The sequence below is a fragment of the Pseudomonas sp. S3E12 genome (assembly GCF_001702295.1).
GTDB lineage: Bacteria > Pseudomonadota > Gammaproteobacteria > Pseudomonadales > Pseudomonadaceae > Aquipseudomonas > Aquipseudomonas marginalis.
In genome coordinates, this window is record NZ_MBDT01000002.1 from 121,812 (window position 1) to 146,630 (window position 24,819).

Here is a 24,819-nt window from a genome sequence, read left to right on the forward strand (position 1 = left end):
GGCATGATTACAGGCGCATCGGCATAACAACGTAAGCCGAGTCGTCATTATCGGATTCCTGCACCAGGGCGCTGCTGTTGGAGTCGGACAGGATCAGGCGAACCTGTTCGGTGGTCATCACACCCAGCACGTCCAGCAAGTAGCTCACGTTGAAGCCGATTTCCAAAGTGCCGCCGTTGTAATCGACGCCCACTTCCTCTTCCGCTTCTTCCTGCTCCGGGTTATTGGCCTGGATTTTCAACTGACCGTTGGCCAGCTGCAGACGAATGCCCCGGTACTTCTCGTTGGACAGGATCGCAGTACGGCTGAACGCTTCACGCAGGGCCTGGCGATCACCGATCACCAGCTTGTCCCCGCCTTTAGGCAGAACGCGCTCGTAATCCGGGAACTTGCCGTCGACCAGCTTGGAGGTGAAGGTGAACTCGCCGGTGGTCGCGCGGATATGATGCTGACCCAGCACGATGCTGACGTTGCCATCCGGCTCGGTGAGCAGGCGCGCCAGTTCGAGAATACCCTTACGCGGCACGATCACTTGGTGACGGTCAGGTTGACCGATATCGGCGCGCATCGAGCACATCGCCAGACGGTGACCGTCAGTGGCCACGGCGCGAATGATGCCTTCCGACACCTCCAGCAGCATGCCGTTGAGGTAGTAACGTACGTCCTGCTGGGCCATGGCGAAGCTGGTGCGCTCAATCAGACGGCGCAGTTTGCTTTGCTCCAGGCTGCAGGTCAGTGAGCCCGGGCCTTCTTCCACAGTCGGGAAATCATTGGCCGGCAACGTAGACAGCGTGAAACGACTGCGACCCGCCTTGACCACCAACTTCTGCTCATCAACCTTGATGTCGATCAGCGCGTCGTTCGGCAGGCTTTTGCAGATGTCCATCAGCTTGCGCGCGGGTACTGTGATCTCGCCAGGTTCAGCGGGTTCTTCCAGTTGCACGCGACCGACCAGCTCGACTTCAAGGTCGGTACCGGTCAGGGACAATTGCTGGCCTTCGACCACCAGCAATACGTTGGAGAGCACCGGCAAGGTCTGTCGGCGCTCGACGACGCCTGCGACCAGTTGCAGGGGTTTCAACAGGGCTTCGCGTTGAATGGTGAAATGCATGGTCTAGTCCCTTGCCTTAATAAGCTGCGCTGGTGTCATCAAGTAGTCAGTGTACGCAGCAGGTTCTTGTAGTCCTCGCGAATATCCGCGTCGGATTCCTTAAGTTCGTTGATCTTGCGGCATGCGTGCAAGACCGTGGTGTGGTCGCGGCCGCCAAACACATCCCCGATTTCCGGCAGGCTATGGTTGGTCAACTCCTTGGAGAGTGCCATGGCCACCTGACGCGGACGTGCCACCGAGCGCGAACGGCGCTTGGACAGCAGGTCGGAAATCTTGATCTTGTAGTACTCGGCCACGGTGCGCTGGATGTTATCCACACTCACCAGTTTGTCCTGCAATGCCAGCAAGTCTTTCAGGGATTCGCGAATCAGCTCGATGGTGATGTCGCGGCCCATGAAGTGAGAATGCGCAATGACACGCTTGAGCGCACCTTCCAGCTCACGCACGTTGGAACGGATGCGTTGGGCGATGAAAAACGCGGCGTCGTGGGGCAGATCGACTTTCGCCTGGTCGGCCTTTTTCATCAGGATCGCTACGCGGGTTTCCAGCTCCGGCGGCTCTACCGCAACGGTAAGGCCCCAGCCAAAGCGCGACTTCAAGCGTTCTTCCAGGCCTTCGATTTCCTTCGGGTAACGGTCACTGGTCAGGATGACCTGTTGGCCGCCTTCGAGCAGGGCGTTGAAGGTGTGGAAAAACTCTTCCTGGGAACGCTCCTTGCGCGCGAAGAATTGAATGTCATCGATCAGCAATGCATCAACGGAGCGGTAGAACCGCTTGAACTCGTTGATCGCATTGAGCTGCAGGGCCTTGACCATGTCAGCGACGAAGCGCTCCGAGTGCAGGTACACAACCTTGGCATTCGGGTTCTTCTTTAATAGGTGGTTACCCACAGCGTGCATCAAGTGGGTCTTACCCAAGCCAACGCCGCCATAAAGGAAGAGCGGGTTGTAACCATGCTTGGGGTTATCGGCGACCTGCCAGGCGGCCGCGCGGGCCAGCTGGTTGGATTTACCTTCGACGAAGTTCTCGAAGGTGAACGTGCGGTTCAGGTAGCTGGTGTGCTTGAGCGCACCTTCGACCTGCACCGTGCGCTGCTCGGCGCGGACCGGAGCCTGCTGGGAACTGGCACCCGCCATCGGATCGAAGCTGTCGCGGGATGGCTCTTCATTGATAGTCGCGTTGTTCTGCGACGAGGCTTTCGAAGCCGTCTGGGCAACCGGCGCTGGCGAATTATTAACAGGCGGCACAGGGGCTTGAGCCTGCGAGGCACTCGCTGCGAGCGGAGCATTCGGTGCAGCACGAGGTGCCGAGCTGCGTTTGCTGCCTATTAATAAGGAGAGCACGGGCGCAAGGCCATTGCCGTGTTCATCGAGCAATTCGAGAACGCGGCTCAGGTACTTCTCGTTGACCCAGTCGAGAACAAAACGATTGGGCGCATAGACACGCAACTCGTCGCCTTCGGCTTCGACCTGTAGCGGGCGGATCCAGGTGTTGAATTGCTGGGCAGGCAGCTCATCGCGCAAAAGCTCCACGCACTGCTGCCAAAGTTCCACTGACACGGATATCCCCTAAGTTGAAAGCCGGTGAGGCAAAAACAGCCGCCATTGTAGCGACCAGCAGCCCACTTATCCACATGTAGGTTGCTCACAGGCCAGCCAAAATCAATGCCTTAACTGCAAAAAATGCGACAGATGGTCTGTGCATAAGCTCTGTGGATAAGCGCGCCTGAGCTCGTTGTACAAGTGGGGTCGAAAGTCTGTGGGTAACTGGCCTGTGGATAACATGCCATTCCACACACAGCTTATCCGACAGCGCAGCACAGGCAGAGCACCGCTTCTCCCCCATGTTGTCATTCTCTGTACAGCACGTGGAATATGGCCTTAAGGCAGTTATCCACAGAGGATGGCCTGCCTAGCTTTTATAAGCTTTACAGAAAAGCTTTAAATAACTTCCTTCTTTATTTTTATATCTATGGCATTGCTCATGGAAGCAAAACGGAGAGAAAAGGTCTGAAGGCCCGTAAAGATCTAATTGAAGGAAAAGCTGGTTGGAAATTGACCTAGAGGCTTGCTTTCTCTAGAATCGCCGGTCTCTTAAAACGGGGGCCATTCCGGCCCGTTGTGGACGAACCAGGTAACAACGCCATGAAACGTACTTTCCAACCAAGCACCATCAAACGCGCCCGTACCCACGGCTTCCGTGCTCGCATGGCTACCAAGAACGGCCGTGCTGTCCTGTCGCGTCGCCGCGCCAAAGGTCGTGCGCGTCTGGCAGTTTGATAATCCGGTACTGGTGGTGAGTCAGGACTTCAGTCGGGAAAAGCGTCTGCTAACCCCCCGGCACTTCAAGGCAGTCTTTGACTCCCCCACCGGCAAGGTTCCGGGGAAAAATCTCCTGCTCCTTGCGCGTAACAACGATCTTGATCACCCCCGTCTCGGGTTGGTGATCGGCAAGAAGAGCGTAAAGCTCTCCGTTGAGCGCAATCGCCTCAAGCGTCTGATGCGCGAATCGTTTCGCCTCCACCAGGACACTCTGGTTGGTTGGGATATTGTTATCGTCGCGCGCAAAGGCTTGGGGGATGTAGAAAACCCCGAATTGATTCAGCATTTCGGCAAGCTCTGGAAACGTCTGGCGCGTACCAACAAACCAGCACCAGTAGTCAGCACCGAAACTGTAGGGGTAGACAGCACCGATGCGTAAACTGGCACTCGTTCCGATCCAGTTTTATCGCTATGCCATTAGTCCTCTGATGGCCAGCCACTGTCGTTTCTACCCCAGTTGTTCCTGCTACGCGTTAGAGGCCATAGAAAATCATGGTCTTCTGCGCGGTGGCTGGCTGACCTTTCGTCGTTTAGGTCGCTGTCATCCGTGGAATCCCGGTGGTTATGACCCGGTTCCACCTATCCCTACCTCCCGTTCTTCTTCGATGGCCGAGTAATCATGGATATTAAACGCACGATCCTGATCGTCGCCCTGGCAATCGTGTCCTACGTCATGGTCCTTAAGTGGAACCAGGACTATGGCCAGGCTGCCCTGCCGACTCAGAATGTTGCTGCCAATGCTGTTCCAGCGGGGCTTCCCGATACAGTAAGTGGCACCAATACTGCCGCCAGTGATGACATTCCACGGGCAGCGGGCGAAACAAAAGCACCTGCCGAAGTTGCAGTTGCCACAAGCACCGACCTCATCCAGATCAAGACGGATGTATTGGACCTGGCTATCGACCCGCAAGGTGGCGATGTTGCCAAGCTGACACTTCCGCTGTATCCGCGTCGTCAGGATCACCCGGAAATCCCATTCCAGTTGTTCGATAACGGTGGCGAACGTGTTTACCAGGCACAAAGTGGCCTGATCGGCACCAACGGCCCTGATGCGAGTGCAACCGGTCGTCCGATTTTCTCTGCGGAGAAGAAGAGCTATCAACTGGCAGATGGCCAAGACCAACTGGTCGTGGACTTGAAGTTCAGCAAGGACGGCGTCAACTACATCAAGCGCTTCACACTCAAGCGCGGCCTGTACGACATCGTTGTCACCTATTTGATCGACAACCAGAGCGCCCAGCCTTGGACCGGCGCAATGTTTGCGCAGCTCAAGCGTGACGCCAGTTCCGATCCATCGTCCAGCACTGCGACCGGTACCGCGACTTACCTGGGCGCTGCCCTGTGGACAAGTTCGGAACCGTACAAAAAAGTATCCATGAAAGACATGGATAAGGTGGCCGAAGACAAAACCAAGGCGCCGATCACCTATAACGTGAACGGTGGCTGGGTAGCCTGGCTGCAGCACTACTTCGTGACCGCGTGGATTCCTCAGCCTGGCCAGAACAATTCCGTACTGGCGCGCAAGGACAGCAAAGGCAACTACATCATCGGCTACACCGGCCCGGCGATGACCGTCGCGCCAGGTGCCAAGGCTGAAACCAGCGCTACCCTGTACGCCGGCCCGAAAAGCCAGGCGGTGCTGAAAGAGTTGTCCCCAGGTCTGGAACTGACTGTGGACTACGGCATCCTGTGGTTCATTGCCCAGCCGATCTTCTGGCTGCTGCAACATATCCACAGCATCGTCGGTAACTGGGGCTGGTCGATCATCTTCCTGACCATGCTGATCAAGGGGATCTTCTTCCCACTGTCGGCCGCCAGCTACAAGTCGATGGCGCGCATGCGTGCCGTGGCCCCTAAACTGGCCGCACTGAAAGAACAACATGGCGATGACCGGCAGAAAATGTCGCAGGCCATGATGGAGCTGTACAAGAAAGAGAAGATCAACCCGCTGGGTGGATGCTTGCCGATTCTGGTACAGATGCCGGTATTCCTGTCGCTGTACTGGGTACTCCTGGAAAGCGTGGAAATGCGCCAGGCACCGTTCATGCTGTGGATAACTGACCTGTCGATCAAAGACCCGTTCTTTATCCTGCCGATCATCATGGGCGCGACCATGTTTATCCAGCAGCGCCTGAACCCGACGCCGCCGGATCCGATGCAGGCCAAGGTGATGAAAATGATGCCAATCATCTTCACCTTCTTCTTCCTGTGGTTCCCTGCTGGCCTGGTTCTGTACTGGGTGGTCAACAACGTGTTGTCGATCTCTCAACAGTGGTACATCACACGTAAAATCGAAGCGGCTACCAAAAAAGCCGAGGCGTAATTTACTCTGTGGATAACCACTCAAGACGCCCCCTAGTGGGGCGTTTTGCTTTCCGTCACTTTTATTCTGGAACCTGCTGATGAGCGCTCCTCGTGAAACCATCGCTGCTGTCGCTACCGCTCAGGGTCGCGGCGGTGTCGGTATCGTTCGTATTTCCGGACCGCTCGCCGGGATTGCCGCGAAGGCCATCAGCGGGCGTGAGTTGAAGCCGCGCTACGCCCATTACGGCCCGTTCCTCGGCTCTGATGAGGAAGTATTGGACGAAGGCCTGGCCCTGTATTTCCCGGGACCCAATTCCTTCACGGGTGAAGACGTGCTGGAATTGCAGGGGCACGGCGGCCCGATCGTTCTGGATATGTTGCTGCAACGCTGCCTGCAGTTGGGTTGCCGCCTGGCCCGCCCGGGTGAGTTCAGTGAGCGGGCATTCCTCAACGACAAGCTCGACCTGGCACAGGCCGAGGCGATTGCCGATTTGATCGAGGCCAGTTCTGCGCAAGCTGCACGCAATGCGCTGCGTTCTCTGCAGGGCGCTTTTTCCCTGCGTGTGCATAACTTGACCGAACAGTTGATCAGCCTGCGCATCTACGTCGAGGCAGCGATTGATTTTCCTGAAGAGGAAATCGACTTCCTTGCTGATGGCCATGTATTGGCGATGCTGGATAAGGTCCGTGATGAGTTATCCACAGTCCTTCGGGAAGCCGGGCAAGGCGCGTTGCTGCGAGACGGCATGACCGTCGTGATCGCCGGGCGTCCCAATGCCGGCAAATCCAGCCTGCTCAATGCGCTGGCGGGGCGTGAAGCAGCCATTGTCACCGAGATCGCCGGCACCACCCGGGATATCCTGCGCGAACATATCCACATCGACGGCATGCCGTTGCACGTCGTCGACACCGCCGGTTTACGCGATACCGATGACCAGGTTGAAAAGATCGGCGTGGAACGCGCGCTCAAAGCCATCGGCGAAGCGGACCGGGTATTGCTGGTGGTGGACGCCACCGCGCCGGAGGCTGTGGATCCTTTTGCATTGTGGCCGGAATTCCTCGAGCAACGGCCGGACCCGGCCAAAGTCACCTTGATTCGTAACAAAGCCGATCTGACGGGTGAAGCCATTGCGATGGAAACCAGCGCTGACGGCCACGTCACTCTCAGCCTGAGCGCCAAGTCTGCGGGGGAGGGCCTGGAATTGCTGCGCGAGCATCTCAAGGCCTGCATGGGTTACGAGCAGACGTCGGAAAGCAGCTTCAGTGCGCGCCGCAGGCACCTGGAGGCGCTGCGCCATGCAAGCGCGGCATTGGAACACGGCCGGGCGCAGTTGACCTTGGCAGGGGCGGGGGAGCTGCTGGCTGAGGATCTTCGCCAGGCGCAGCAGCTGTTGGGAGAAATCACCGGGGCATTCAGCTCCGATGATTTGTTGGGACGGATCTTCTCCAGCTTCTGTATCGGCAAGTAGGAGCAGGCTTGCCAGCGATAGCGGCCTGAAGAGCATTTTGATTCTTCAGGCCATCATCCATCACCAGTTGTACGAAACAGTCCCAAGCAGTGTACGACTGTCACCCCAGTAGCAGCGGCCCGCGTCGTTGCAGCCAGAAACATACTCCTTGTCGAACAGGTTCTTGGCGTTCACGTCCACTGACCAGTGCTTGTCGATCTGATAGCCGACGGCTGCGTCCACCAGAGTGACGCTCCCAGCATCCAGCTTTCCGTAGAGGCTTGGCTGGGTGTAAGAAAACGTACTGTCGAAATAGCGCACACCGCCGCCCAGGGACAAGCCCTTGAGTTGGCCATCGAGGAAGCGGTACTTGCCCCACACCGAGGCCTGGTTGCGCGGAACCCCCGTCATCTGATGCCCCTCGACCAGCGAGGTAGCCGAGTCCTTGGTAATACGAGCGTCAGTGTAGGTGTAGGCTGCGGTCACATTCAGGTTGGGGGTGATGTTGCTGTTCACCTCGACCTCGGCCCCTTTGGCCCGGCTTTCGCCCACCTGGCGGTAGCTGTTGGTGGTGGCGTCGAGGTAGGTGTCGTCTTCCTTGCGCAAGTCATACACCGACAGGGTCATCGCCGTATCCCAGCCGACCGGTTCGTACTTCACACCCACTTCGTACTGACTACTGGTGATCGGCTTCAACGGTGAGCCGGCGTTGGAGATCTGCTGTACGGGCACAAATGCGGTGGAGTAGCTGACGTACGGTGTCAGGCCGTTGTCGAACTGGTACATCACCCCGCCCTGGTAGGTAAACTTGCGGTCTTCGGAGCCGGTGTTGCTGGCCTTGTTGACCTTGTCGCGGAAATCACTGTCGACCCAGTCCTGGCGGCCGCCCAGCAGGAACAACCAGTGGTCATACTTGCTCTGGATTTGTGCATAAACACCCTTCATTTGCTGCTCGAGCAAGGTGTTTTGCACAGCCACCGGGGTAAGCGGCTCACGCAGGTACACGGGGTTATACACATTGATGGTGCCGGCGAAGCCTGCGTCCCAATCCTGGTTGAACGAGGTGCGGTCATAACTGGCGCCGAACAGCACCGTATTTTCCAGGTCACCGACCTGGAATTTGCCTTCCAACTGGTTATCCAGGGAGTAGACCATCGACTTGTTGTAGCGGTCGTAGGCCGTCATGTTCAGTTGGGTGCCGAAACCGCCATTGTTCAATGTGCCCGGCCAGGTTTCGTGACGGTTGATGCGCGATTGCATGTACCGCGAGTTCTGGCGGAACTGCCACTCATCATTGAAGCTGTGGCTGAATTCGTAGCCGCTGCTCCAGGCTTCACGTTCGAACGTGTTCCAGTCCGGGTCGCCGAGCATGGTGTGCTTGGACAGCTTTCCGTTCGGATTTGTAAGCAAGGTCCCCGCGGCGGGTAGGCCGAGTTCGAGATTGGTGTGGTCCTTTTGGTAATTGGCCAACAGCGTGAGCGTGTTGAAGTCGTCGAAATTCAGGGTCAGTGAAGGCGCTATATACAGGCGATCATCAGGAACATGGTCAGTCTGCGTATCAGACTTGCGGCCGAGCATCACCACCCGGCCAAGGATGTTGCCGCTGTCGTTGAGTGGACCAGAGATATCCACACCCAACTGACGCCGATTATTCGAGCCATAACCGAGCTGTACTTCACCCTGCGGCGTGGCAGTCGGATGTTTGCTCACCAGGTTCACTAAACCGCCAGGCGCGTTTTCACCGTACAGCAGGGAAGAGGGCCCACGGAAGATTTCGACCCGCTCCAGGCCATAGGGCTCACTGGTGGTGTCGTACCGATTGCCTTGTACGCGCAGGCCATCTCGCAGCAGGCCGTAGCCGTAATCCGTGGCATTGAAACCGCGGATGAAGAACAAGTCCCCCGCGAGACCGTCGCCAGCAGCAAAGGGCGGCGCGAAGATACCTGGCACGTAGCCCAATACTTCAGTCAGGGTCTGCGACTTCTGGTCCTTGATGCGCTGGCCGGTGACGACCGATACCGAACGCGGTGTTTCCGACAGAGGTGTGCTGGTCTTGGTGCCGATACGGCTGTTTTGCGCTTTGTAGCCCACATCCCCGGCAATCTCCTGATTGAACCCAGCCTGTTGATAAGTGCTGACCGTGGTGGGCGCGAGCGTGAGTTGCCCTGTAGGAATGGCCTGCAGGACATAGCTGCCTGGCGCCTGGACTACCGCTTGTAACCCCGAGTTCTGCAGCAACAGTGCAAAGCCTTGCTCAACCGAATAGTCACCTTCCAGCCCGGTGGTGTTCAAGCGCGCGGTTTGTTGGGGCGAGAAAGACAGAATCACATTCGCCCTGGCGGCAAATTGGCTCAAGGCATTGTCCAGGGGACCGGCCGCAATGGCGTAATGCTGCACGGCGCTGGCGGCCATGGCGTCACTGGATAGTAAAACACCGGCTGTGGCTGCTGTGCCGAGCAGCAGGCTGCACGTCATACCGTGGTAGGAAAGTCGCTGGCGGAGCTTGGTGCGAAGGCGCATAGGTGGGTAAGCCCTGAAGGTGGCGTCGTGATTACCTTTAGGGCCGTGCCAGGTAAAAAAAAGATAACCCCTTGTGAGGATATTTTTTGCGATCAAGCGATTCGCTTCACCGAAACCCAATAGCGCGTGAAGTATTTCACCTGAATGGGCAAGGTTGCCTGCAGATTCGCCAGTACCGCATCGGTGGAGTCGAGGCGGAAAGTCCCGGAAACACGTAGGCGTGCACTAGCCAAGTCGCATTTCAGGACGCCGGGACGGTAGCGGGCAAGGTCTTCGATCACATCCCCGAGGCGAGCATCCAATACGATCAGTTGGCCATCGACCCAGGCAGCCTGGGACCCGCTATACGTGTGGCCAAGCCCTATGTTTTGACGATCAAAGTCAGCGCTTTCACCGGCACCGAGCAGTCGCGCATGGTTGGGCCGGTCACCAGGGGCCACACTTACGCGATCCTCCAGAACACCGACACGCGTGGAATCTGGCAACTGGCGCACTGTAAACCGAGTACCCAATGCCTGGACTCGGCCTTGGCGGGTTTCGACATAAAAGGGCGTGTGCCCGCCCAACTTGCCGGTGTGGATAAGTACTTCACCTTCACGCAGCCGGATCAAACGTTGGCGCCCGTCGAAGATCACGTCAATCGCCGTGCTGGTATTAAGATCAATCCGGGTGCCGTCAGCCAACGCGATACGCTGGCGTTCACCCACGGACGTCCGGTAGTCGGCCCATACATTGCCCAGGGAGGTGTGTTGCTGGACATTCCAGCCCAGGTACCCGGTACCGCCCATTACCAGCATCCACTTCAATACCTGACGACGTTGTTGCGTGGTCGACAATGCCCGGCGGGTGAAATCCTGGGGAAGGGCACCGAGACTGCGCTGCAATTGCTCCATCTGGTTCCACGCTGCCTGATGGGACGGATCGCCGTTGAGCCATTGTTGCCAGGCAAGGCGTTCAGCGGCCGTAGGCGTTTGGGATTGAAACTGTACATACCAGTGAGCAGCGGCCTCGAAGGTCTTGCGATCGGGGGCGGCCATTACAGGCTGGCCATGATCAGCGAGCATTCAGTCAATGCACGGATCATGTGCTTCTTCACCGTGGTCAGCGACACCTGCAGTTGATCGGCGATCTGTTGATAAGTCAGCCCTTCGATCTGCGACAACAGGAAGATCCGTCGCGCTCGCTCACCGAGTCCGGACAGGGCTTTATCCACAGCCACCAGCGTCTCGATGATGATGGCTTTGTCTTCTTCACTGATGGCCGTGGCTTCAGGCCGTTCGGCCAAGGTTTGCTTGTAGGCCTGCTCGATGGCATGCCGGCGATAACGATCAATCACCAGGCCCCTGGCGATGGTTGCCAGGTAGTCACGCGGTTCAACGATCTGCGCCGCATGCCGCCCAACCAGAATGCGCACGAACGTATCGTGCGCCACATCGGCTGCATCGCAGGCGTTATGCAACTTACCTTTGAGCCACCCGTGCAACCAGGAATGGTGCTGCTCGTAGATGTTCTGAACCGCAGCCGTGTGTGAAGAAGGAGACATAGGGCATGACAAGGCAGGTTAATGATAATCGCTATTATTAACTGCCTGGCTGTTTTCTCACAATAGATCTCTTTTTGACGTGCTCACCCCCGAATAGAAAGATTCGGTTGGCTTCGTCGTGGGCGAAATTCACACCATTGCACGGATTTCTGTGGATTAAGCCCTGTGAATAACCGCCCCTATGCCCAGTTGATAACAGGGCTCGAAACCTGAGTAAAAACCCCTCTGTGGATAACCACCTGTTTAATCCACAGGCTTAAAGCACTTATCCAAGGGCCTCATTGGCACATGACCACAGACTTTTGAATCGCTGTACACATTGTAAATAAAGGCCTGTAGAGATCTATCCACAGAAACTGCGTCCAGTAGAAATAAACATAAAAACAAAGATTTAATAAATTTCTCTCTTTTAATTTCTATTGTCTGTGATTCATCCACAGCTGGTTAAATTTTGTGCAAAGGGTTCTTTAGGAAGGGCGAAGTCCCTATACTTGCCGCCAAAGCTCCAAAACCCTTTCAACAAACAATTCCTGATTACCTACATAAGCAGGCACGAGGTGCGTGGTGGATTTCCCTTCCCGTTTTGAAGTGATCGTCATCGGCGGCGGTCATGCCGGTACCGAGGCAGCACTGGCGTCAGCACGCATGGGCGTAAAAACCCTGTTGCTGACGCATAACGTGGAAACCCTCGGCGCCATGAGTTGCAACCCCGCCATTGGTGGGATCGGCAAAAGCCATCTGGTCAAGGAAATCGACGCCCTTGGTGGCGTGATGGCCGAGGCTACCGACAAGGGTGGTATTCAATTTCGCGTGCTCAACAGCCGCAAAGGCCCGGCCGTGCGTGCCACTCGGGCCCAGGCAGACCGCATCCTGTACAAAGCCGCGGTCCGCGAAACCCTGGAAAACCAGCCCAACCTGTGGATATTTCAACAAGCCGCCGATGACTTGATCGTCGAACAGGATGTGGTTCGCGGTGTAGTTACCCAAATGGGCCTGCGTTTCTTCGCAGAATCCGTGGTGTTGACCACCGGTACGTTCCTCGGCGGACTTATCCACATCGGTATGCAGAACTATTCGGGTGGCCGCGCCGGTGATCCTCCGTCGATTGCCCTGGCAAAACGCCTGCGCGAATTGCCGCTGCGCGTGGGTCGCCTGAAAACCGGGACCCCGCCGCGTATCGACGGGCGTTCCGTGGATTTCTCGGTGATGACCGAACAAGCGGGCGATACTCCGATCCCGGTGATGTCGTTCATGGGTTCCAAGGAGCAACACCCCAAACAGGTGAGCTGCTGGATTACCCATACCAATGCGCGCACTCACGAAATCATTGCCGCGAACCTCGACCGTTCGCCGATGTACTCCGGAGTGATCGAAGGTATTGGCCCGCGTTACTGCCCGTCGATCGAAGACAAGATCCACCGCTTTGCCGACAAGGAAAGCCACCAGGTCTTCATCGAGCCCGAAGGCCTGACTACCCACGAGCTGTACCCGAACGGGATTTCCACTTCCCTGCCGTTCGATGTGCAAATCCAGATCGTGCAATCGATTCGCGGCATGGAAAACGCACACATCGTGCGTCCGGGCTACGCCATCGAATACGACTACTTCGACCCGCGTGACCTGAAGTACAGCCTGGAAACCAAGGTTATCGGCGGCCTGTTCTTCGCCGGGCAAATCAACGGCACCACCGGCTACGAAGAAGCCGGCGCCCAGGGTTTGCTGGCCGGGACCAACGCCGCATTGCGTGCACAAGGCAAAGACAGCTGGTGCCCGCGTCGCGATGAAGCGTATATCGGCGTGTTGGTCGACGACCTGATTACCCTGGGAACCCAGGAACCGTATCGGATGTTCACTTCCCGAGCGGAATACCGCCTGATCCTGCGCGAAGACAACGCCGACCTGCGCCTGACCGAAAAAGGCCGTGAACTGGGCTTGGTCGACGATGCGCGCTGGGCGGCTTTCTGCAAAAAACGCGAAAGCATCGAGCTTGAAGAGCAGCGCCTGAAAAGTACCTGGGTTCGCCCCGGGACCGAGCAGGGCGACGCGATTGCGGAAAAATTCGGCACGCCGCTGACTCATGAATACAACCTGCTGAACCTGCTGTCCCGTCCTGAAATCGACTACGCTGGCCTGGTCGAAGTGACCGGCGGCGGCGCCGATGATCCACAGGTTGCCGAGCAGGTCGAAATCAAGACCAAGTACGCCGGTTACATTGACCGCCAGCAGGACGAAATCGCTCGTCTGCGCGCCAGTGAAGACACCAGGCTGCCTGTGGATATCGACTACACCGGTATTTCCGGCTTGTCGAAAGAAATCCAAAGCAAGCTGGGGATAACTCGCCCCGAGACCCTCGGCCAGGCTTCACGTATCCCCGGCGTCACCCCGGCAGCCATTTCGCTGTTGATGATTCATTTGAAAAAACGCGGCGCGGGCCGTCAGTTGGAGCAAAGCGCTTGAGTTCGTTGGTCACCTCGCAACACGCCGAAGAGTTATCCACAGGTGCGCGCCAATTGGGCGTGGACTTGACCCAGGCCCAGCACGATTTGCTGCTGGGTTATCTGGCCCTGTTGATCAAATGGAACAAGGCTTACAACCTGACGGCCGTGCGTGATCCCGACGAAATGGTTTCCCGTCACTTGCTCGACAGTCTGAGCGTAATGCCGTTTATCGAAAACGGTCGTTGGCTCGATGTCGGCAGTGGTGGCGGTATGCCTGGCATCCCGCTGGCTATCCTGTTTCCCGAGTCGCAAGTGACCTGCCTGGACAGCAACGGCAAGAAAACCCGCTTCCTGACCCAGGTCAAACTCGAACTCAAGCTGGATAACCTGCACGTTATCCACAGTCGCGTCGAAGCCTTCACGCCTGAGTTGCCCTTCAACGGAATTGTTTCCCGGGCGTTCAGCAGCATGGAGAACTTCAGCAGCTGGACTCGTCACCTGGGCGACGGCGACACCCGCTGGCTGGCAATGAAGGGCGTCCATCCAAGCGATGAGCTGTTAGCATTGCCGGCAGACTTCCACCTCGATAGCGAACACGCCTTGGCCGTACCCGGTTGCCAAGGCCAACGCCATCTGCTGATACTGCGCCGCACGGCATGATTGGGAACACAAGCAAGAATGGCTAAGGTATTCGCGATAGCGAACCAGAAAGGTGGCGTGGGCAAAACCACCACCTGCATCAACCTCGCAGCATCCCTGGTCGCCACCAAGCGTCGGGTGCTGTTGATCGATCTCGATCCACAGGGCAACGCCACCATGGGTAGCGGTGTGGATAAACACGGCTTGGAAAACTCGGTCTACGACTTGCTGATTGGCGAGTGCGACCTGGCCCAGGCCATGCACTACTCCGAGCATGGCGGTTATCAACTGCTGCCGGCCAACCGCGATTTGACTGCGGCGGAAGTGGTGCTGCTGGAAATGCAGATGAAGGAAAGCCGTCTGCGCAGCGCGTTGGCACCGATCCGCGAGAACTACGACTACATTTTGATCGACTGCCCACCGTCGCTGTCGATGCTCACGCTTAACGCATTGGTGGCTGCCGATGGGGTGATTATCCCCATGCAGTGCGAGTACTACGCGCTGGAAGGGTTGAGCGACCTTGTGGATAACATCAAGCGTATTGCCGAGCTGCTCAACCCGAACCTGCAGATCGAAGGCCTGCTTCGGACCATGTTCGATCCGCGCCTGAGCCTGATGAACGATGTGTCGGCGCAGCTCAAGGAACACTTTGGCGACCAGCTGTACGACACCGTGATTCCACGCAACATCCGCCTGGCCGAAGCGCCAAGCTATGGCATGCCCGCGCTGGCGTACGACAAATCATCCCGTGGCGCCATTGCCTACCTGGCATTGGCCGGCGAGATGGTTCGTCGTCAACGCCGCAACTCACGCACCGCTGCAGCCCAGCCAACTTAAGGAATCCCCATGGCCGTCAAGAAACGAGGTCTCGGACGTGGACTGGATGCACTGCTGAGTGGTCCGACCGTCACATCGCTTGAAGAACAAGCGGTGCAGGCTGACGAACGCGAGCTGCAGCACTTGCCCCTGGACCTGATCCAGCGCGGCAAATACCAGCCACGCCGGGACATGGACCCCCAGGCCCTGGAAGAACTGGCCAATTCGATCAAGGCCCAGGGTGTGATGCAGCCGATTGTGGTGCGCCCGATCGGCGGCGGCCGCTTTGAAATCATCGCCGGTGAACGCCGCTGGCGCGCCAGCCAGCAGGCGGGCAAGGACACCATCCCGGCGATGGTGCGCGATGTACCGGATGAAACCGCCATCGCCATGGCGTTGATCGAGAATATCCAGCGTGAAGACCTCAATCCCATCGAGGAAGCGATCGCCTTGCAGCGTTTGCAGCAGGAATTCCAGCTGACCCAGCAACAGGTCGCCGAGGCCGTGGGTAAATCCCGTGTCACCGTGTCCAACTTGCTGCGCCTGATCGCGCTGCCGGAAGTCATCAAGACCATGTTGTCCCATGGCGACCTCGAGATGGGCCACGCCCGTGCTTTGCTCGGTTTGCCGGAAAATCAACAGGTTGAAGGGGCGCGACACGTTGTCGCACGAGGGCTCACCGTTCGTCAGACCGAGGCCCTGGTTCGCCAGTGGCTCAGCGGCAAACCTGCACCGGTCGAAACGGCCAAACCTGATCCGGATATCGCGCGTCTCGAGCAGCGCCTGGCCGAACGCCTGGGCTCTGCGGTACAAATTCGCCACGGCAAGAAAGGCAAAGGGCAATTGGTCATCGGATATAACTCCCTTGATGAGCTTCAGGGCGTCCTTGCCCACATCCGCTGAAACATTTGCTTATGTAGCGCGTGATCGGAAATCACTACCCGGCAGTTGAATAGGGGCAGAACCGCCCCTATACTCTGCGCGCATTTTGTCGGCACAAATTATGCCAAGTTATTGATTTCCGGCAGCCGACTATTGAGGAGCAAGAGTGATGGAAACCCGCACGCCAAACACGTTGCCCTTCCATCGCTTGGCTGTTTTTCCGGTTTTATTGGCTCAATTTGTCATTTTGCTGATCGCCGCATTGGCGCTTTGGTACTGGCATGGAGTCGTAGCCGGATATTCAGGACTTTGCGGAGGCCTGATAGCCTTGCTGCCCAATATGTATTTTGCTCACAGGGCCTTTCGGTTTTCCGGCGCCCGAGCAGCCCAGGCTATCGTCCGGTCTTTTTATGCCGGCGAGGCGGGGAAACTGATTTTGACGGCAGTGCTGTTTGCACTGACCTTTGCAGGTGTGAAGCCATTGGCGCCGCTGGCTGTATTCGGCGTCTTCGTGTTGACCCAACTGGTCAGCTGGTTCGCTCCCCTGCTGATGAAAACAAGACTTTCGAAACCTTAGGGCGTTTGAGGCAACCATGGCAGAAACAACCGCTTCGGGCTATATCCAGCACCACTTGCAGAACCTGACCTTCGGTCAGCTTCCCAACGGCGGCTGGGGCTTTGCCCACTCCGCAGCAGAAGCCAAAGAAATGGGCTTCTGGGCTTTCCACCTGGATACTCTGGGCTGGTCGGTCGCTTTGGGTCTGATCTTCGTCCTGATTTTCCGCATGGCGGCAAAGAAGGCGACTTCCGGTCAACCAGGTGCTTTGCAGAACTTCGTTGAAGTACTGGTCGAATTCGTCGATGGCAGCGTGAAAGACAGCTTCCATGGCCGTAGCCCGGTGATTGCACCGCTGGCACTGACCATCTTCGTCTGGGTGTTCCTGATGAACGCCGTCGACCTGATCCCGGTTGACTGGATTCCTCAGTTGGCCATGGCGATTTCCGGCGACCCGCACATTCCATTCCGTGCCGTATCGACCACTGACCCGAACGCTACCCTGGGCATGGCCCTGTCGGTATTTGCGTTGATCATTTTCTACAGCATCAAGATCAAGGGCATCGGCGGCTTCATCGGCGAACTGACCCTGCACCCGTTCGGCAGCAAGAACATTTTTGTTCAAGCCCTGCTGATCCCGGTGAACTTCCTGCTGGAATTCGTCACCCTGATCGCCAAGCCGATCTCCCTGGCCCTGCGACTGTTCGGCAACATGTATGCCGGCGAGCTGGTGTTCATTCTGATCGCTGTGATGTTCGGCAGCGGCCTGCTCTGGCTTAGCGGCCTGGGCATTGTTCTGCAGTGGGCGTGGGCTGTGTTCCACATCCTGATCATCACCCTGCAGGCCTTCATCTTCATGATGCTGACCATCGTCTACCTGTCGATGGCGCACGAAGAGAACCATTAAGGCCAGTCTCGACTAGTCTGATGTCCTTCCCGGTGAAACGGGAAGGTGGCCCACCAGGGCTATGAAACGATTTGTTTTACCGCTTTAAAATCTAAAAAACCTAAACCATACGACGTAAAAGTCGGGAGGAAAGATGGAAACTGTAGTTGGTCTAACCGCTATCGCTGTTGCACTGTTGATCGGCCTGGGCGCCCTGGGTACTGCCATTGGTTTCGGCCTGCTGGGCGGCAAGTTCCTGGAAGGCGCAGCGCGTCAGCCAGAAATGGTTCCAATGCTGCAAGTTAAAATGTTCATCGTTGCCGGCCTGCTCGACGCCGTGACCATGATCGGCGTTGGTATCGCTCTGTTCTTCACCTTCGCGAACCCCTTCGTTGGTCAACTCGCCGGTTAATCACTCGTTTTTCGAGTGATTGGTGTGTTGTGCAACGAATGAGCGAGGTATTGGCGTGAACATTAATGCAACCATTATTGGTCAGTCCTTAGCGTTCTTGATTTTTGTCGTTTTCTGCATGAAGTTCGTATGGCCTCCGGTCATCGCGGCTTTGCACGAACGTCAAAAGAAGATCGCGGATGGACTGGACGCTGCCGCACGAGCAGCTCGCGACCTGGAGTTGGCCCAAGATAAAGCGGGTCAGCAACTGCGCGAAGCGAAAGCTCAAGCAGCCGAAATCATTGAGCAAGCCAAGAAACGCGGTAACCAGATTGTTGAAGAGGCTGTTGAAAAAGCCCGTATCGACGCTGACCGTGTGAAGGTTCAGGCTCAAGCCGAGATCGAGCAGGAACTGAACGGTGTCAAAGATGCGCTGCGTGCCCAACTGGGTGCTCTGGCCGTCGGCGGTGCTGAGAAGATCCTGGGTGCCACAATTGATCAAAACGCGCACGCGGAGCTGGTTAACAAACTGGCTGCTGAAATTTAAGCGAGGGCGATCATGGCAGAATTGACCACGTTGGCCCGACCTTACGCTAAGGCAGCCTTCGAGCACGCCCAGGCCCACCAGCAGCTGGCCTCTTGGTCAGCCATGCTCGGCCTGGCTGCAGCAGTGTCGCAAGACGGCACCATGCAGCGCGTGCTCAAGGCCCCGCGACTGACGAGCGCAGACAAGGCCGCCACTTTTATTGAAGTGTGCGGCGACAAGTTTGATGTGAAAGTGCAGAACTTCATCAATGTCATCGCCGAAAACGACCGTCTCCTGCTTTTGCCGGAGATTGCCGCTCTGTTCGACCTGTACAAGGCCGAGCAAGAGAAATCGGTAGACGTTGAAGTGACCAGTGCTTTTGCATTGAACCAAGAACAGCAAGACAAACTCGCCAAGGTTCTCAGTGCACGACTCGACCGGGAAGTGCGCCTGCAAGTTGCGGAAGACCCATCCCTTATTGGGGGTGTTGTCATTCGCGCCGGCGACCTGGTTATCGATGGCTCGATTCGCGGCAAACTCGCGAATCTTGCCGAAGCATTGAAATCTTGAGTTTGAAGGGGCAGCAGAGCAATGCAGCAACTCAATCCTTCCGAAATAAGTGAAATTATCAAGGGCCGCATCGACAAGCTCGATGTGACCTCCCAAGCCCGTAACGAAGGCACTGTCGTCAGCGTATCTGACGGCATCGTGCGGATTCACGGTCTGGCCGACGTTATGTACGGCGAGATGATCGAGTTTCCGGGCGGCGTCTACGGTATGGCCCTCAACCTGGAGCAAGACTCCGTAGGTGCCGTTGTATTGGGCGCGTACACCAGTCTGGCTGAAGGCATGAGCGCCAAGTGCACTGGCCGCATCCTGGAGGTTCCGGTTGGTAAGGAATTGCTGGGTCGCGTTGTCGACGCACTGGGTAACCCTGTTGACGGTAAAGGTCCACTGGGCAACACCGAGACCGACGCGGTCGAGAAAGTTGCTCCAGGCGTGATCTGGCGTAAGTCGGTAGACCAGCCTGTACAGACTGGCTACAAGGCTGTCGATGCCATGATCCCGGTCGGCCGTGGCCAGCGTGAGCTGATCATCGGTGACCGTCAGATCGGTAAAACCGCTCTGGCGATCGACGCGATCATCAACCAGAAGAACAGCGGCATTTTCTGCGTCTACGTAGCGATCGGTCAGAAGCAATCGACCATCGCCAACGTGGTTCGCAAGCTGGAAGAAAACGGCGCCCTGGCCAACACGATCATCGTGGCTGCCAGTGCTTCGGAATCTCCTGCGCTGCAATTCCTGGCACCGTACTCCGGTTGCACCATGGGTGAATTCTTCCGCGACCGCGGTGAAGACGCGCTGATCGTTTATGACGATCTGTCCAAGCAAGCAGTGGCTTATCGCCAGATTTCCCTGCTGCTGCGCCGTCCACCAGGCCGTGAAGCCTACCCAGGCGACGTGTTCTATCTCCACTCCCGTCTGCTGGAGCGTGCATCCCGCGTTTCGGAAGAGTACGTAGAGAAGTTCACCAACGGCGCAGTGACCGGCAAAACCGGTTCCCTGACCGCACTGCCGATCATCGAAACCCAGGCTGGCGACGTTTCCGCGTTCGTTCCGACCAACGTGATTTCCATCACCGACGGTCAGATCTTCCTGGAATCGGCCATGTTCAACTCGGGCATCCGCCCTGCAGTGAACGCCGGTGTTTCGGTATCCCGTGTGGGTGGTGCCGCTCAGACCAAGATCATCAAGAAGCTCTCCGGTGGTATCCGTACCGCTCTGGCTCAGTACCGTGAACTGGCGGCATTCGCCCAGTTCGCTTCTGACCTGGACGAAGCGACCCGTAAGCAACTTGAGCATGGTCAGCGCGTTACCGAGCTGATGAAGCAGAAGCAATACGCCCCAATGTCGATCGCTGACATGGCGTTGTCGCTGTATGCCGCTGAGCGTGGGTTCCTGACCGACGTTGAAATCGCCAAGGTCGGCAGCTTTGAACAAGCGCTGATTGCTTACTTCAACCGCGATCACGCCGAATTGATGGCGAAGATCAACGTGAAGGGTGACTTCAATGACGATATCGACGCTGGCATGAAAGCCGGTATCGAGAAGTTCAAGGCCACCCAAACCTGGTAAGCCGCAGCGGGAGCCGCAAGGCTCCCGCTTGCTAACCTGATAGGTGTTACATGGCAGGCGCAAAAGAGATTCGCAGTAAGATTGCGAGCATCAAAAGCACGCAAAAAATTACCAGCGCCATGGAAAAAGTGGCGGTCAGCAAAATGCGCAAGGCACAAATGCGCATGGCTGCTAGCCGTCCTTATGCGGAGCGTATCCGCCAGGTAATTGGGCATCTGGCCAACGCCAACCCGGAATACCGCCACCCCTTCATGATCGAACGCGCCGTCAAGCGTGTGGGTTATGTGGTAGTGAGTAGTGACCGTGGTTTGTGCGGTGGTTTGAATACCAACCTGTTCAAGGCCCTGGTCAAGGACATGGCGGTAAACCGCGAAAACGGCGTCGAGATCGATCTGTGTGTTGTTGGTAGCAAGGGTGCGGCCTTTTTCCGCAACTTCGGCGGTAACGTCGTTGCAGCTATCAGCCACCTGGGTGAAGAGCCGTCGATCAATGATTTGATCGGCAGTGTGAAGGTGATGCTGGATGCGTACATGGAAGGCCGGATTGACCGCCTCTCCGTGGTATCCAACAAATTCATCAACACCATGACCCAGCAGCCAACCGTGGAGCAGTTGATTCCACTGGTGGCGACTCCGGATCAGGAACTCAAGCACCACTGGGACTACCTCTACGAACCAGACGCCAAAGAGCTGCTTGACGGCTTGATGGTGCGCTACGTGGAGTCGCAGGTGTACCAGGCGGTGGTCGAGAACAACGCAGCTGAACAAGCGGCGCGGATGATCGCGATGAAAAACGCTACCGATAACGCCGGTGATCTGATCAGCGATTTGCAGCTGATCTACAACAAGGCGCGTCAGGCTGCGATCACCCAAGAGATCTCGGAAATCGTCGGCGGCGCTGCCGCGGTTTAACGGTTCAAATATTCAGAGGATCCAGCTATGAGTAGCGGACGTATCGTTCAAATCATCGGCGCCGTTATCGACGTGGAATTTCCACGCGACAGCGTACCGAGCATCTACAACGCGCTGAAAGTACAAGGCGCGGAAACTACTCTGGAAGTTCAGCAGCAGCTGGGCGACGGCGTAGTTCGTACCATTGCGATGGGTTCCACCGAAGGCTTGAAGCGCGGTCTGGACGTTATCGACTCCGGCGCTGCCATCTCCGTACCGGTCGGTAAAGCGACCCTGGGCCGGATCATGGACGTACTGGGCAACCCGATTGACGAAGCTGGCCCGATCGACACCGAAGAGCGCTGGGGCATTCACCGTCCAGCACCTTCGTTCGCGGAACAAGCTGGCGGCAACGACCTGCTGGAAACCGGCATCAAGGTTATCGACCTGGTTTGCCCGTTCGCCAAGGGCGGTAAAGTCGGTCTGTTCGGTGGTGCCGGTGTAGGCAAGACCGTAAACATGATGGAACTGATCCGTAACATCGCCATCGAGCACAGCGGTTATTCCGTGTTCGCCGGTGTGGGTGAGCGTACTCGTGAGGGTAACGACTTCTACCACGAGATGAAGGACTCCAACGTTCTGGACAAAGTGGCACTGGTCTACGGTCAGATGAACGAGCCGCCGGGAAACCGTCTGCGCGTAGCACTGACTGGCCTGACCATGGCCGAGAAGTTCCGTGACGAAGGTAACGACGTTCTGCTGTTCGTCGACAACATCTACCGTTACACCCTGGCCGGTACTGAAGTATCCGCACTGCTGGGCCGTATGCCTTCCGCAGTAGGTTACCAGCCGACCCTGGCTGAAGAGATGGGCGTTCTGCAGGAACGTATCACTTCGACCAAGGAAGGTTCGATCACTTCGATCCAAGCGGTATACGTACCTGCGGATGACTTGACCGACCCATCGCCTGCGACCACCTTCGCCCACTTGGACGCCACCGTCGTTCTGTCCCGTGACATCGCTTCCCTGGGTATCTACCCAGCGGTCGATCCACTCGACTCGACTTCGCGCCAGCTGGACCCGAACGTGATCGGCCAGGAGCACTACGACACCGCTCGCGGCGTCCAGTACGTGCTGCAGCGTTACAAAGAACTGAAGGACATCATTGCGATCCTGGGTATGGACGAGCTGTCGGAAGCCGACAAGCAGTTGGTAAACCGTGCTCGTAAGATCCAGCGCTTCTTGTCGCAGCCGTTCTTCGTGGCTGAAGTCTTCACCGGTGCTTCGGGTAAATACGTTTCCCTGAAAGACACCATTGCTGGCTTCAAAGGCATCCTCAACGGTGACTACGACCACCTGCCAGAACAAGCGTTCTACATGGTCGGCGGCATCGAAGAAGCGATCGAGAAAGCCAAGAAACTGTAATCCAGGCGCCCGGAAACGGGCGCTCATCAGGTTGAGGCAATCAGATGGCTATGACAGTCCATTGCGATATCGTCAGCGCGGAAGGGGAAATCTTCTCCGGTCTGGTAGAAATGGTGATTGCACACGGCGAACTCGGTGACCTGGGTATTGCCATGGGCCACGCGCCATTGATCACCAGCTTGAAGCCAGGTCCGATCACTCTGACCAAGCAAGGCGGGGAAAAGGAGGTGTTCTACATCTCCGGTGGTTTCCTGGAGGTTCAGCCGAACATGGTCAAGGTACTTGCCGACACCGTGCAACGTGCTGGCGACCTGGATGAAGCCTCCGCTCAGGAAGCCGTCAAGGCTGCCGAGAAGGCCCTGAACGAAAAGGGTGCGGACTTCGACTACGGCGCTGCTGCTGTACGTCTGGCCGAGGCTGCAGCCCAGCTGCGCACGCTCCAGCAGATCCGCAAGAAGTAAGCGGCGACGCCGTGATGCTTATGCGCGATTGATTAAAAAGGGTAGCCTCGGCTACCCTTTTTCTTTTTTAGCAAAACACATCTTTGGTCTGAAGCCGGACCGCCCAGGATTGGTAGCCATTCATGTCTCTTGAAATCGTCATTCTCGCCGCAGGCCAGGGCACCCGCATGCGTTCGGCCCTGCCGAAGGTGCTGCACCCGGTCGCGGGCAATTCCATGCTTGGACATGTTATCCACAGCGCTCGTCAACTGGACCCGCAACGTATCCACGTGGTGATCGGCCACGGTGCTGATGTGGTGCGCGAGCGCCTGGCGGCGGATGACCTGAATTTCGTATTGCAGGACAAACAACTGGGCACTGGCCACGCCACCGCGCAAGCTGTGCCGTTCATTACCGCCGACACCGTGCTGATCCTCTACGGCGACGTGCCGCTGATCGAAGTGGAAACCCTGCTGCGTCTGCTCAAGCGTGTGGTGCCGGGGCAGATGGGCCTGCTCACCGTTGAGCTGGATGACCCCACCGGTTACGGGCGCATCGTGCGCGGTGCCGACGGCAAGGTCGCGGCGATCGTCGAGCACAAGGACGCCAGTGAAGCCCAGCGAGCTATCACCGAAGGCAACACCGGTATTCTCGCCGTCCCTGCCAATAAGCTCGCCGACTGGATGAGCCGCCTGTCCAACAACAACGCTCAGGGCGAGTACTACCTCACCGACGTGATCGAGATGGCCGTGAGTGATGGCCTGCTGGTCGCCACCGAACAGCCCCACGACCCGATGGAAGTGCAGGGCGCCAATGATCGCAAGCAGCTTGCAGAGCTCGAGCGTCACTACCAACTGCGTGAAGGCCGCCGCCTGATGGCCCAGGGCGTGACCCTGCGCGACCCTGCGCGTTTTGACGTACGCGGTGAGGTCACCGTGGGCCGCGATGTGCTGATCGACATCAACGTGATCCTCGAAGGCCGCGTGATCATCGAAGACGACGTGGTCATTGGCCCGAACTGCGTGATCAAGGACAGCACCCTGCGCAAGGGCGTGGTGATCAAGGCCAACAGCCATATCGACGGCGCCGTAATGGGCGAGGGCAGCGATGCCGGTCCGTTTGCGCGGTTGCGTCCGGGCACTGTGATGGGCGCCAGGGCGCACGTCGGCAATTTTGTCGAACTGAAAAATGCACGCATGGGCGACGATGCAAAGGCCGGCCACCTGGCTTACCTGGGGGATGCGGTGATCGGTGCGCGCAGCAACATCGGCGCTGGCGCAATCACCTGCAACTACGACGGTGCCAACAAGTACCAGACCACTATTGGTGAGGACGTCTTCATCGGCTCGAATAACTCGCTGATTGCACCTGTGACGATCGGTGATGGTTCGAACACTGCCGCAGGCTCAACCATCAATCAGGATGTGGATAAGTCCCAACTGGCCGTAGCCCGTGCCCGCCAACGCAATATCGACGGCTGGAAACGCCCGGTCAAAATCAAGAAAAGCTGAGTTATCCACAGCCTAATCAGCAATGCTATCCAAATG

At 57.3% G+C, this 24,819-nt stretch carries 24 protein-coding genes; 19 read left to right on the forward strand and 5 right to left on the reverse strand.

Features of this window, described 5'->3' with window-relative positions:
- Positions 1-7: 7 nt before the first annotated feature.
- Both dnaN and dnaA read right to left on the reverse strand, forming a co-directional pair.
- Positions 8-1,111: a DNA polymerase III subunit beta gene (gene dnaN / locus BB029_RS00640; protein ID WP_065926810.1), complete on the reverse strand. Its 1,104-nt coding sequence runs from the start codon at positions 1,109-1,111 to the stop codon at positions 8-10.
- A gap of 38 nt (positions 1,112-1,149) precedes the next feature.
- On the reverse strand, positions 1,150-2,670 hold the full coding sequence (gene dnaA / locus BB029_RS00645; protein ID WP_065937908.1) for a chromosomal replication initiator protein DnaA: 1,521 nt from the start codon (positions 2,668-2,670) through the stop codon (positions 1,150-1,152).
- 585 nt (positions 2,671-3,255) lie between these two features.
- Between dnaA and rpmH the strand changes: the two genes are divergently transcribed.
- The 5 genes from rpmH (at position 3,256) to mnmE (ending at position 7,205) form a co-directional block, all read left to right on the forward strand.
- A complete protein-coding gene (gene rpmH / locus BB029_RS31700) occupies positions 3,256-3,390 on the forward strand; it encodes a 50S ribosomal protein L34 (RefSeq protein ID WP_003213577.1) in 135 nt (44 codons plus the stop codon).
- Between the two features lie 16 nt (positions 3,391-3,406).
- A complete protein-coding gene (rnpA, locus tag BB029_RS31705; RefSeq protein WP_218188790.1) occupies positions 3,407-3,811 on the forward strand; it encodes a ribonuclease P protein component in 405 nt (134 codons plus the stop codon).
- The gene (gene yidD, locus BB029_RS31710) at positions 3,804-4,049 is read left to right on the forward strand and encodes a membrane protein insertion efficiency factor YidD (RefSeq protein ID WP_010207715.1); all 246 of its coding nucleotides are present in this window, start codon (positions 3,804-3,806) and stop codon (positions 4,047-4,049) included. The genes rnpA and yidD overlap by 8 nt, the downstream gene beginning before the upstream one ends.
- Positions 4,050-4,051: 2 nt before the next feature.
- A complete protein-coding gene (gene yidC / locus BB029_RS00655) occupies positions 4,052-5,755 on the forward strand; it encodes a membrane protein insertase YidC (protein ID WP_065937909.1) in 1,704 nt (567 codons plus the stop codon).
- A 79-nt stretch (positions 5,756-5,834) separates the two neighbouring features.
- On the forward strand, positions 5,835-7,205 hold the full coding sequence (gene mnmE, locus BB029_RS00660) for a tRNA uridine-5-carboxymethylaminomethyl(34) synthesis GTPase MnmE (protein ID WP_065937910.1): 1,371 nt from the start codon (positions 5,835-5,837) through the stop codon (positions 7,203-7,205).
- A 60-nt stretch (positions 7,206-7,265) separates the two neighbouring features.
- Here the strand turns inward: mnmE and BB029_RS00665 are convergent, their stop codons facing one another.
- The 3 genes from BB029_RS00665 to BB029_RS00675 all read right to left on the reverse strand — a co-directional run bounded on the left by BB029_RS00665 (position 7,266) and on the right by BB029_RS00675 (position 11,247).
- Positions 7,266-9,704, reverse strand: a complete 2,439-nt coding sequence (locus BB029_RS00665) for a TonB-dependent siderophore receptor (RefSeq protein WP_065937911.1) — start codon at positions 9,702-9,704, stop codon at positions 7,266-7,268.
- Positions 9,705-9,796: 92 nt separating this feature from the next.
- Positions 9,797-10,741, reverse strand: a complete 945-nt coding sequence (locus BB029_RS00670; RefSeq protein WP_065937912.1) for a FecR domain-containing protein — start codon at positions 10,739-10,741, stop codon at positions 9,797-9,799.
- Complete coding sequence (locus BB029_RS00675) at positions 10,741-11,247, reverse strand: sigma-70 family RNA polymerase sigma factor (protein ID WP_065937913.1); 507 nt, start codon at positions 11,245-11,247, stop codon at positions 10,741-10,743. The genes BB029_RS00670 and BB029_RS00675 overlap by 1 nt, the downstream gene beginning before the upstream one ends.
- 564 nt (positions 11,248-11,811) lie before the next feature.
- On the opposite strand from BB029_RS00675, the gene mnmG reads away from it, so the two are divergent.
- From mnmG to glmU, 14 genes are all read left to right on the forward strand, one after another.
- Positions 11,812-13,704, forward strand: coding sequence for a tRNA uridine-5-carboxymethylaminomethyl(34) synthesis enzyme MnmG (mnmG, locus tag BB029_RS00680; RefSeq protein WP_027608172.1), 1,893 nt, complete (start codon positions 11,812-11,814; stop codon positions 13,702-13,704).
- Positions 13,701-14,345 (forward strand): 16S rRNA (guanine(527)-N(7))-methyltransferase RsmG, encoded by a 645-nt coding sequence (rsmG, locus tag BB029_RS00685; protein WP_065937914.1) that lies wholly within the window; start codon positions 13,701-13,703, stop codon positions 14,343-14,345. The genes mnmG and rsmG overlap by 4 nt, the downstream gene beginning before the upstream one ends.
- Before the next feature lie 18 nt (positions 14,346-14,363).
- Positions 14,364-15,161 (forward strand): ParA family protein, encoded by a 798-nt coding sequence (locus BB029_RS00690; protein ID WP_016978715.1) that lies wholly within the window; start codon positions 14,364-14,366, stop codon positions 15,159-15,161.
- Positions 15,162-15,170: 9 nt separating this feature from the next.
- On the forward strand, positions 15,171-16,043 hold the full coding sequence (locus BB029_RS00695; protein WP_015886650.1) for a ParB/RepB/Spo0J family partition protein: 873 nt from the start codon (positions 15,171-15,173) through the stop codon (positions 16,041-16,043).
- A 148-nt stretch (positions 16,044-16,191) separates the two neighbouring features.
- Positions 16,192-16,599 (forward strand): F0F1 ATP synthase subunit I, encoded by a 408-nt coding sequence (locus tag BB029_RS00700; RefSeq protein WP_010565865.1) that lies wholly within the window; start codon positions 16,192-16,194, stop codon positions 16,597-16,599.
- Between the two features lie 16 nt (positions 16,600-16,615).
- Positions 16,616-17,485, forward strand: coding sequence for a F0F1 ATP synthase subunit A (atpB, locus tag BB029_RS00705; RefSeq protein WP_017736231.1), 870 nt, complete (start codon positions 16,616-16,618; stop codon positions 17,483-17,485).
- 133 nt (positions 17,486-17,618) lie between these two features.
- Positions 17,619-17,876 (forward strand): F0F1 ATP synthase subunit C, encoded by a 258-nt coding sequence (gene atpE, locus BB029_RS31715; protein ID WP_002555987.1) that lies wholly within the window; start codon positions 17,619-17,621, stop codon positions 17,874-17,876.
- A gap of 55 nt (positions 17,877-17,931) precedes the next feature.
- The gene (locus tag BB029_RS00715; RefSeq protein WP_008439543.1) at positions 17,932-18,402 is read left to right on the forward strand and encodes a F0F1 ATP synthase subunit B; all 471 of its coding nucleotides are present in this window, start codon (positions 17,932-17,934) and stop codon (positions 18,400-18,402) included.
- Between the two features lie 12 nt (positions 18,403-18,414).
- Positions 18,415-18,951, forward strand: coding sequence for a F0F1 ATP synthase subunit delta (locus tag BB029_RS00720; protein WP_027608176.1), 537 nt, complete (start codon positions 18,415-18,417; stop codon positions 18,949-18,951).
- Positions 18,952-18,972: 21 nt separating this feature from the next.
- Complete coding sequence (atpA, locus tag BB029_RS00725) at positions 18,973-20,517, forward strand: F0F1 ATP synthase subunit alpha (protein ID WP_003177064.1); 1,545 nt, start codon at positions 18,973-18,975, stop codon at positions 20,515-20,517.
- A gap of 50 nt (positions 20,518-20,567) precedes the next feature.
- A complete protein-coding gene (atpG, locus tag BB029_RS00730) occupies positions 20,568-21,428 on the forward strand; it encodes a F0F1 ATP synthase subunit gamma (protein ID WP_065937915.1) in 861 nt (286 codons plus the stop codon).
- 27 nt (positions 21,429-21,455) lie between these two features.
- Positions 21,456-22,832: a F0F1 ATP synthase subunit beta gene (gene atpD, locus BB029_RS00735; RefSeq protein ID WP_003177062.1), complete on the forward strand. Its 1,377-nt coding sequence runs from the start codon at positions 21,456-21,458 to the stop codon at positions 22,830-22,832.
- Between the two features lie 44 nt (positions 22,833-22,876).
- Complete coding sequence (locus BB029_RS00740) at positions 22,877-23,293, forward strand: F0F1 ATP synthase subunit epsilon (RefSeq protein WP_065937916.1); 417 nt, start codon at positions 22,877-22,879, stop codon at positions 23,291-23,293.
- Between the two features lie 122 nt (positions 23,294-23,415).
- Positions 23,416-24,783 (forward strand): bifunctional UDP-N-acetylglucosamine diphosphorylase/glucosamine-1-phosphate N-acetyltransferase GlmU, encoded by a 1,368-nt coding sequence (glmU, locus tag BB029_RS00745; protein WP_065937917.1) that lies wholly within the window; start codon positions 23,416-23,418, stop codon positions 24,781-24,783.
- The last annotated feature ends 36 nt before the right edge of the window (positions 24,784-24,819 follow it).

Bases quoted from the DNA above. Each gene is read 5' to 3' on its own strand.
- dnaN (WP_065926810.1), bottom strand. From the start codon at position 1,111: ATGCATTTCACCATTCAACGCGAAGCCCTGTTGAAACCCCTGCAACTG.
- yidD (WP_010207715.1), top strand. From the start codon at position 3,804: ATGCGTAAACTGGCACTCGTTCCGATCCAGTTTTATCGCTATGCCATT.
- mnmE (WP_065937910.1), top strand. From the start codon at position 5,835: ATGAGCGCTCCTCGTGAAACCATCGCTGCTGTCGCTACCGCTCAGGGT.
- rpmH (WP_003213577.1), top strand. From the start codon at position 3,256: ATGAAACGTACTTTCCAACCAAGCACCATCAAACGCGCCCGTACCCAC.
- atpB (WP_017736231.1), top strand. From the start codon at position 16,616: ATGGCAGAAACAACCGCTTCGGGCTATATCCAGCACCACTTGCAGAAC.
- atpD (WP_003177062.1), top strand. From the start codon at position 21,456: ATGAGTAGCGGACGTATCGTTCAAATCATCGGCGCCGTTATCGACGTG.
- glmU (WP_065937917.1), top strand. From the start codon at position 23,416: ATGTCTCTTGAAATCGTCATTCTCGCCGCAGGCCAGGGCACCCGCATG.
- atpG (WP_065937915.1), top strand. From the start codon at position 20,568: ATGGCAGGCGCAAAAGAGATTCGCAGTAAGATTGCGAGCATCAAAAGC.
- BB029_RS00720 (WP_027608176.1), top strand. From the start codon at position 18,415: ATGGCAGAATTGACCACGTTGGCCCGACCTTACGCTAAGGCAGCCTTC.
- yidC (WP_065937909.1), top strand. From the start codon at position 4,052: ATGGATATTAAACGCACGATCCTGATCGTCGCCCTGGCAATCGTGTCC.
- BB029_RS00690 (WP_016978715.1), top strand. From the start codon at position 14,364: ATGGCTAAGGTATTCGCGATAGCGAACCAGAAAGGTGGCGTGGGCAAA.
- BB029_RS00740 (WP_065937916.1), top strand. From the start codon at position 22,877: ATGGCTATGACAGTCCATTGCGATATCGTCAGCGCGGAAGGGGAAATC.
- BB029_RS00700 (WP_010565865.1), top strand. From the start codon at position 16,192: ATGGAAACCCGCACGCCAAACACGTTGCCCTTCCATCGCTTGGCTGTT.
- BB029_RS00695 (WP_015886650.1), top strand. From the start codon at position 15,171: ATGGCCGTCAAGAAACGAGGTCTCGGACGTGGACTGGATGCACTGCTG.
- BB029_RS00675 (WP_065937913.1), bottom strand. From the start codon at position 11,247: ATGTCTCCTTCTTCACACACGGCTGCGGTTCAGAACATCTACGAGCAG.
- BB029_RS00665 (WP_065937911.1), bottom strand. From the start codon at position 9,704: ATGCGCCTTCGCACCAAGCTCCGCCAGCGACTTTCCTACCACGGTATG.
- atpE (WP_002555987.1), top strand. From the start codon at position 17,619: ATGGAAACTGTAGTTGGTCTAACCGCTATCGCTGTTGCACTGTTGATC.
- BB029_RS00670 (WP_065937912.1), bottom strand. From the start codon at position 10,741: ATGGCCGCCCCCGATCGCAAGACCTTCGAGGCCGCTGCTCACTGGTAT.
- atpA (WP_003177064.1), top strand. From the start codon at position 18,973: ATGCAGCAACTCAATCCTTCCGAAATAAGTGAAATTATCAAGGGCCGC.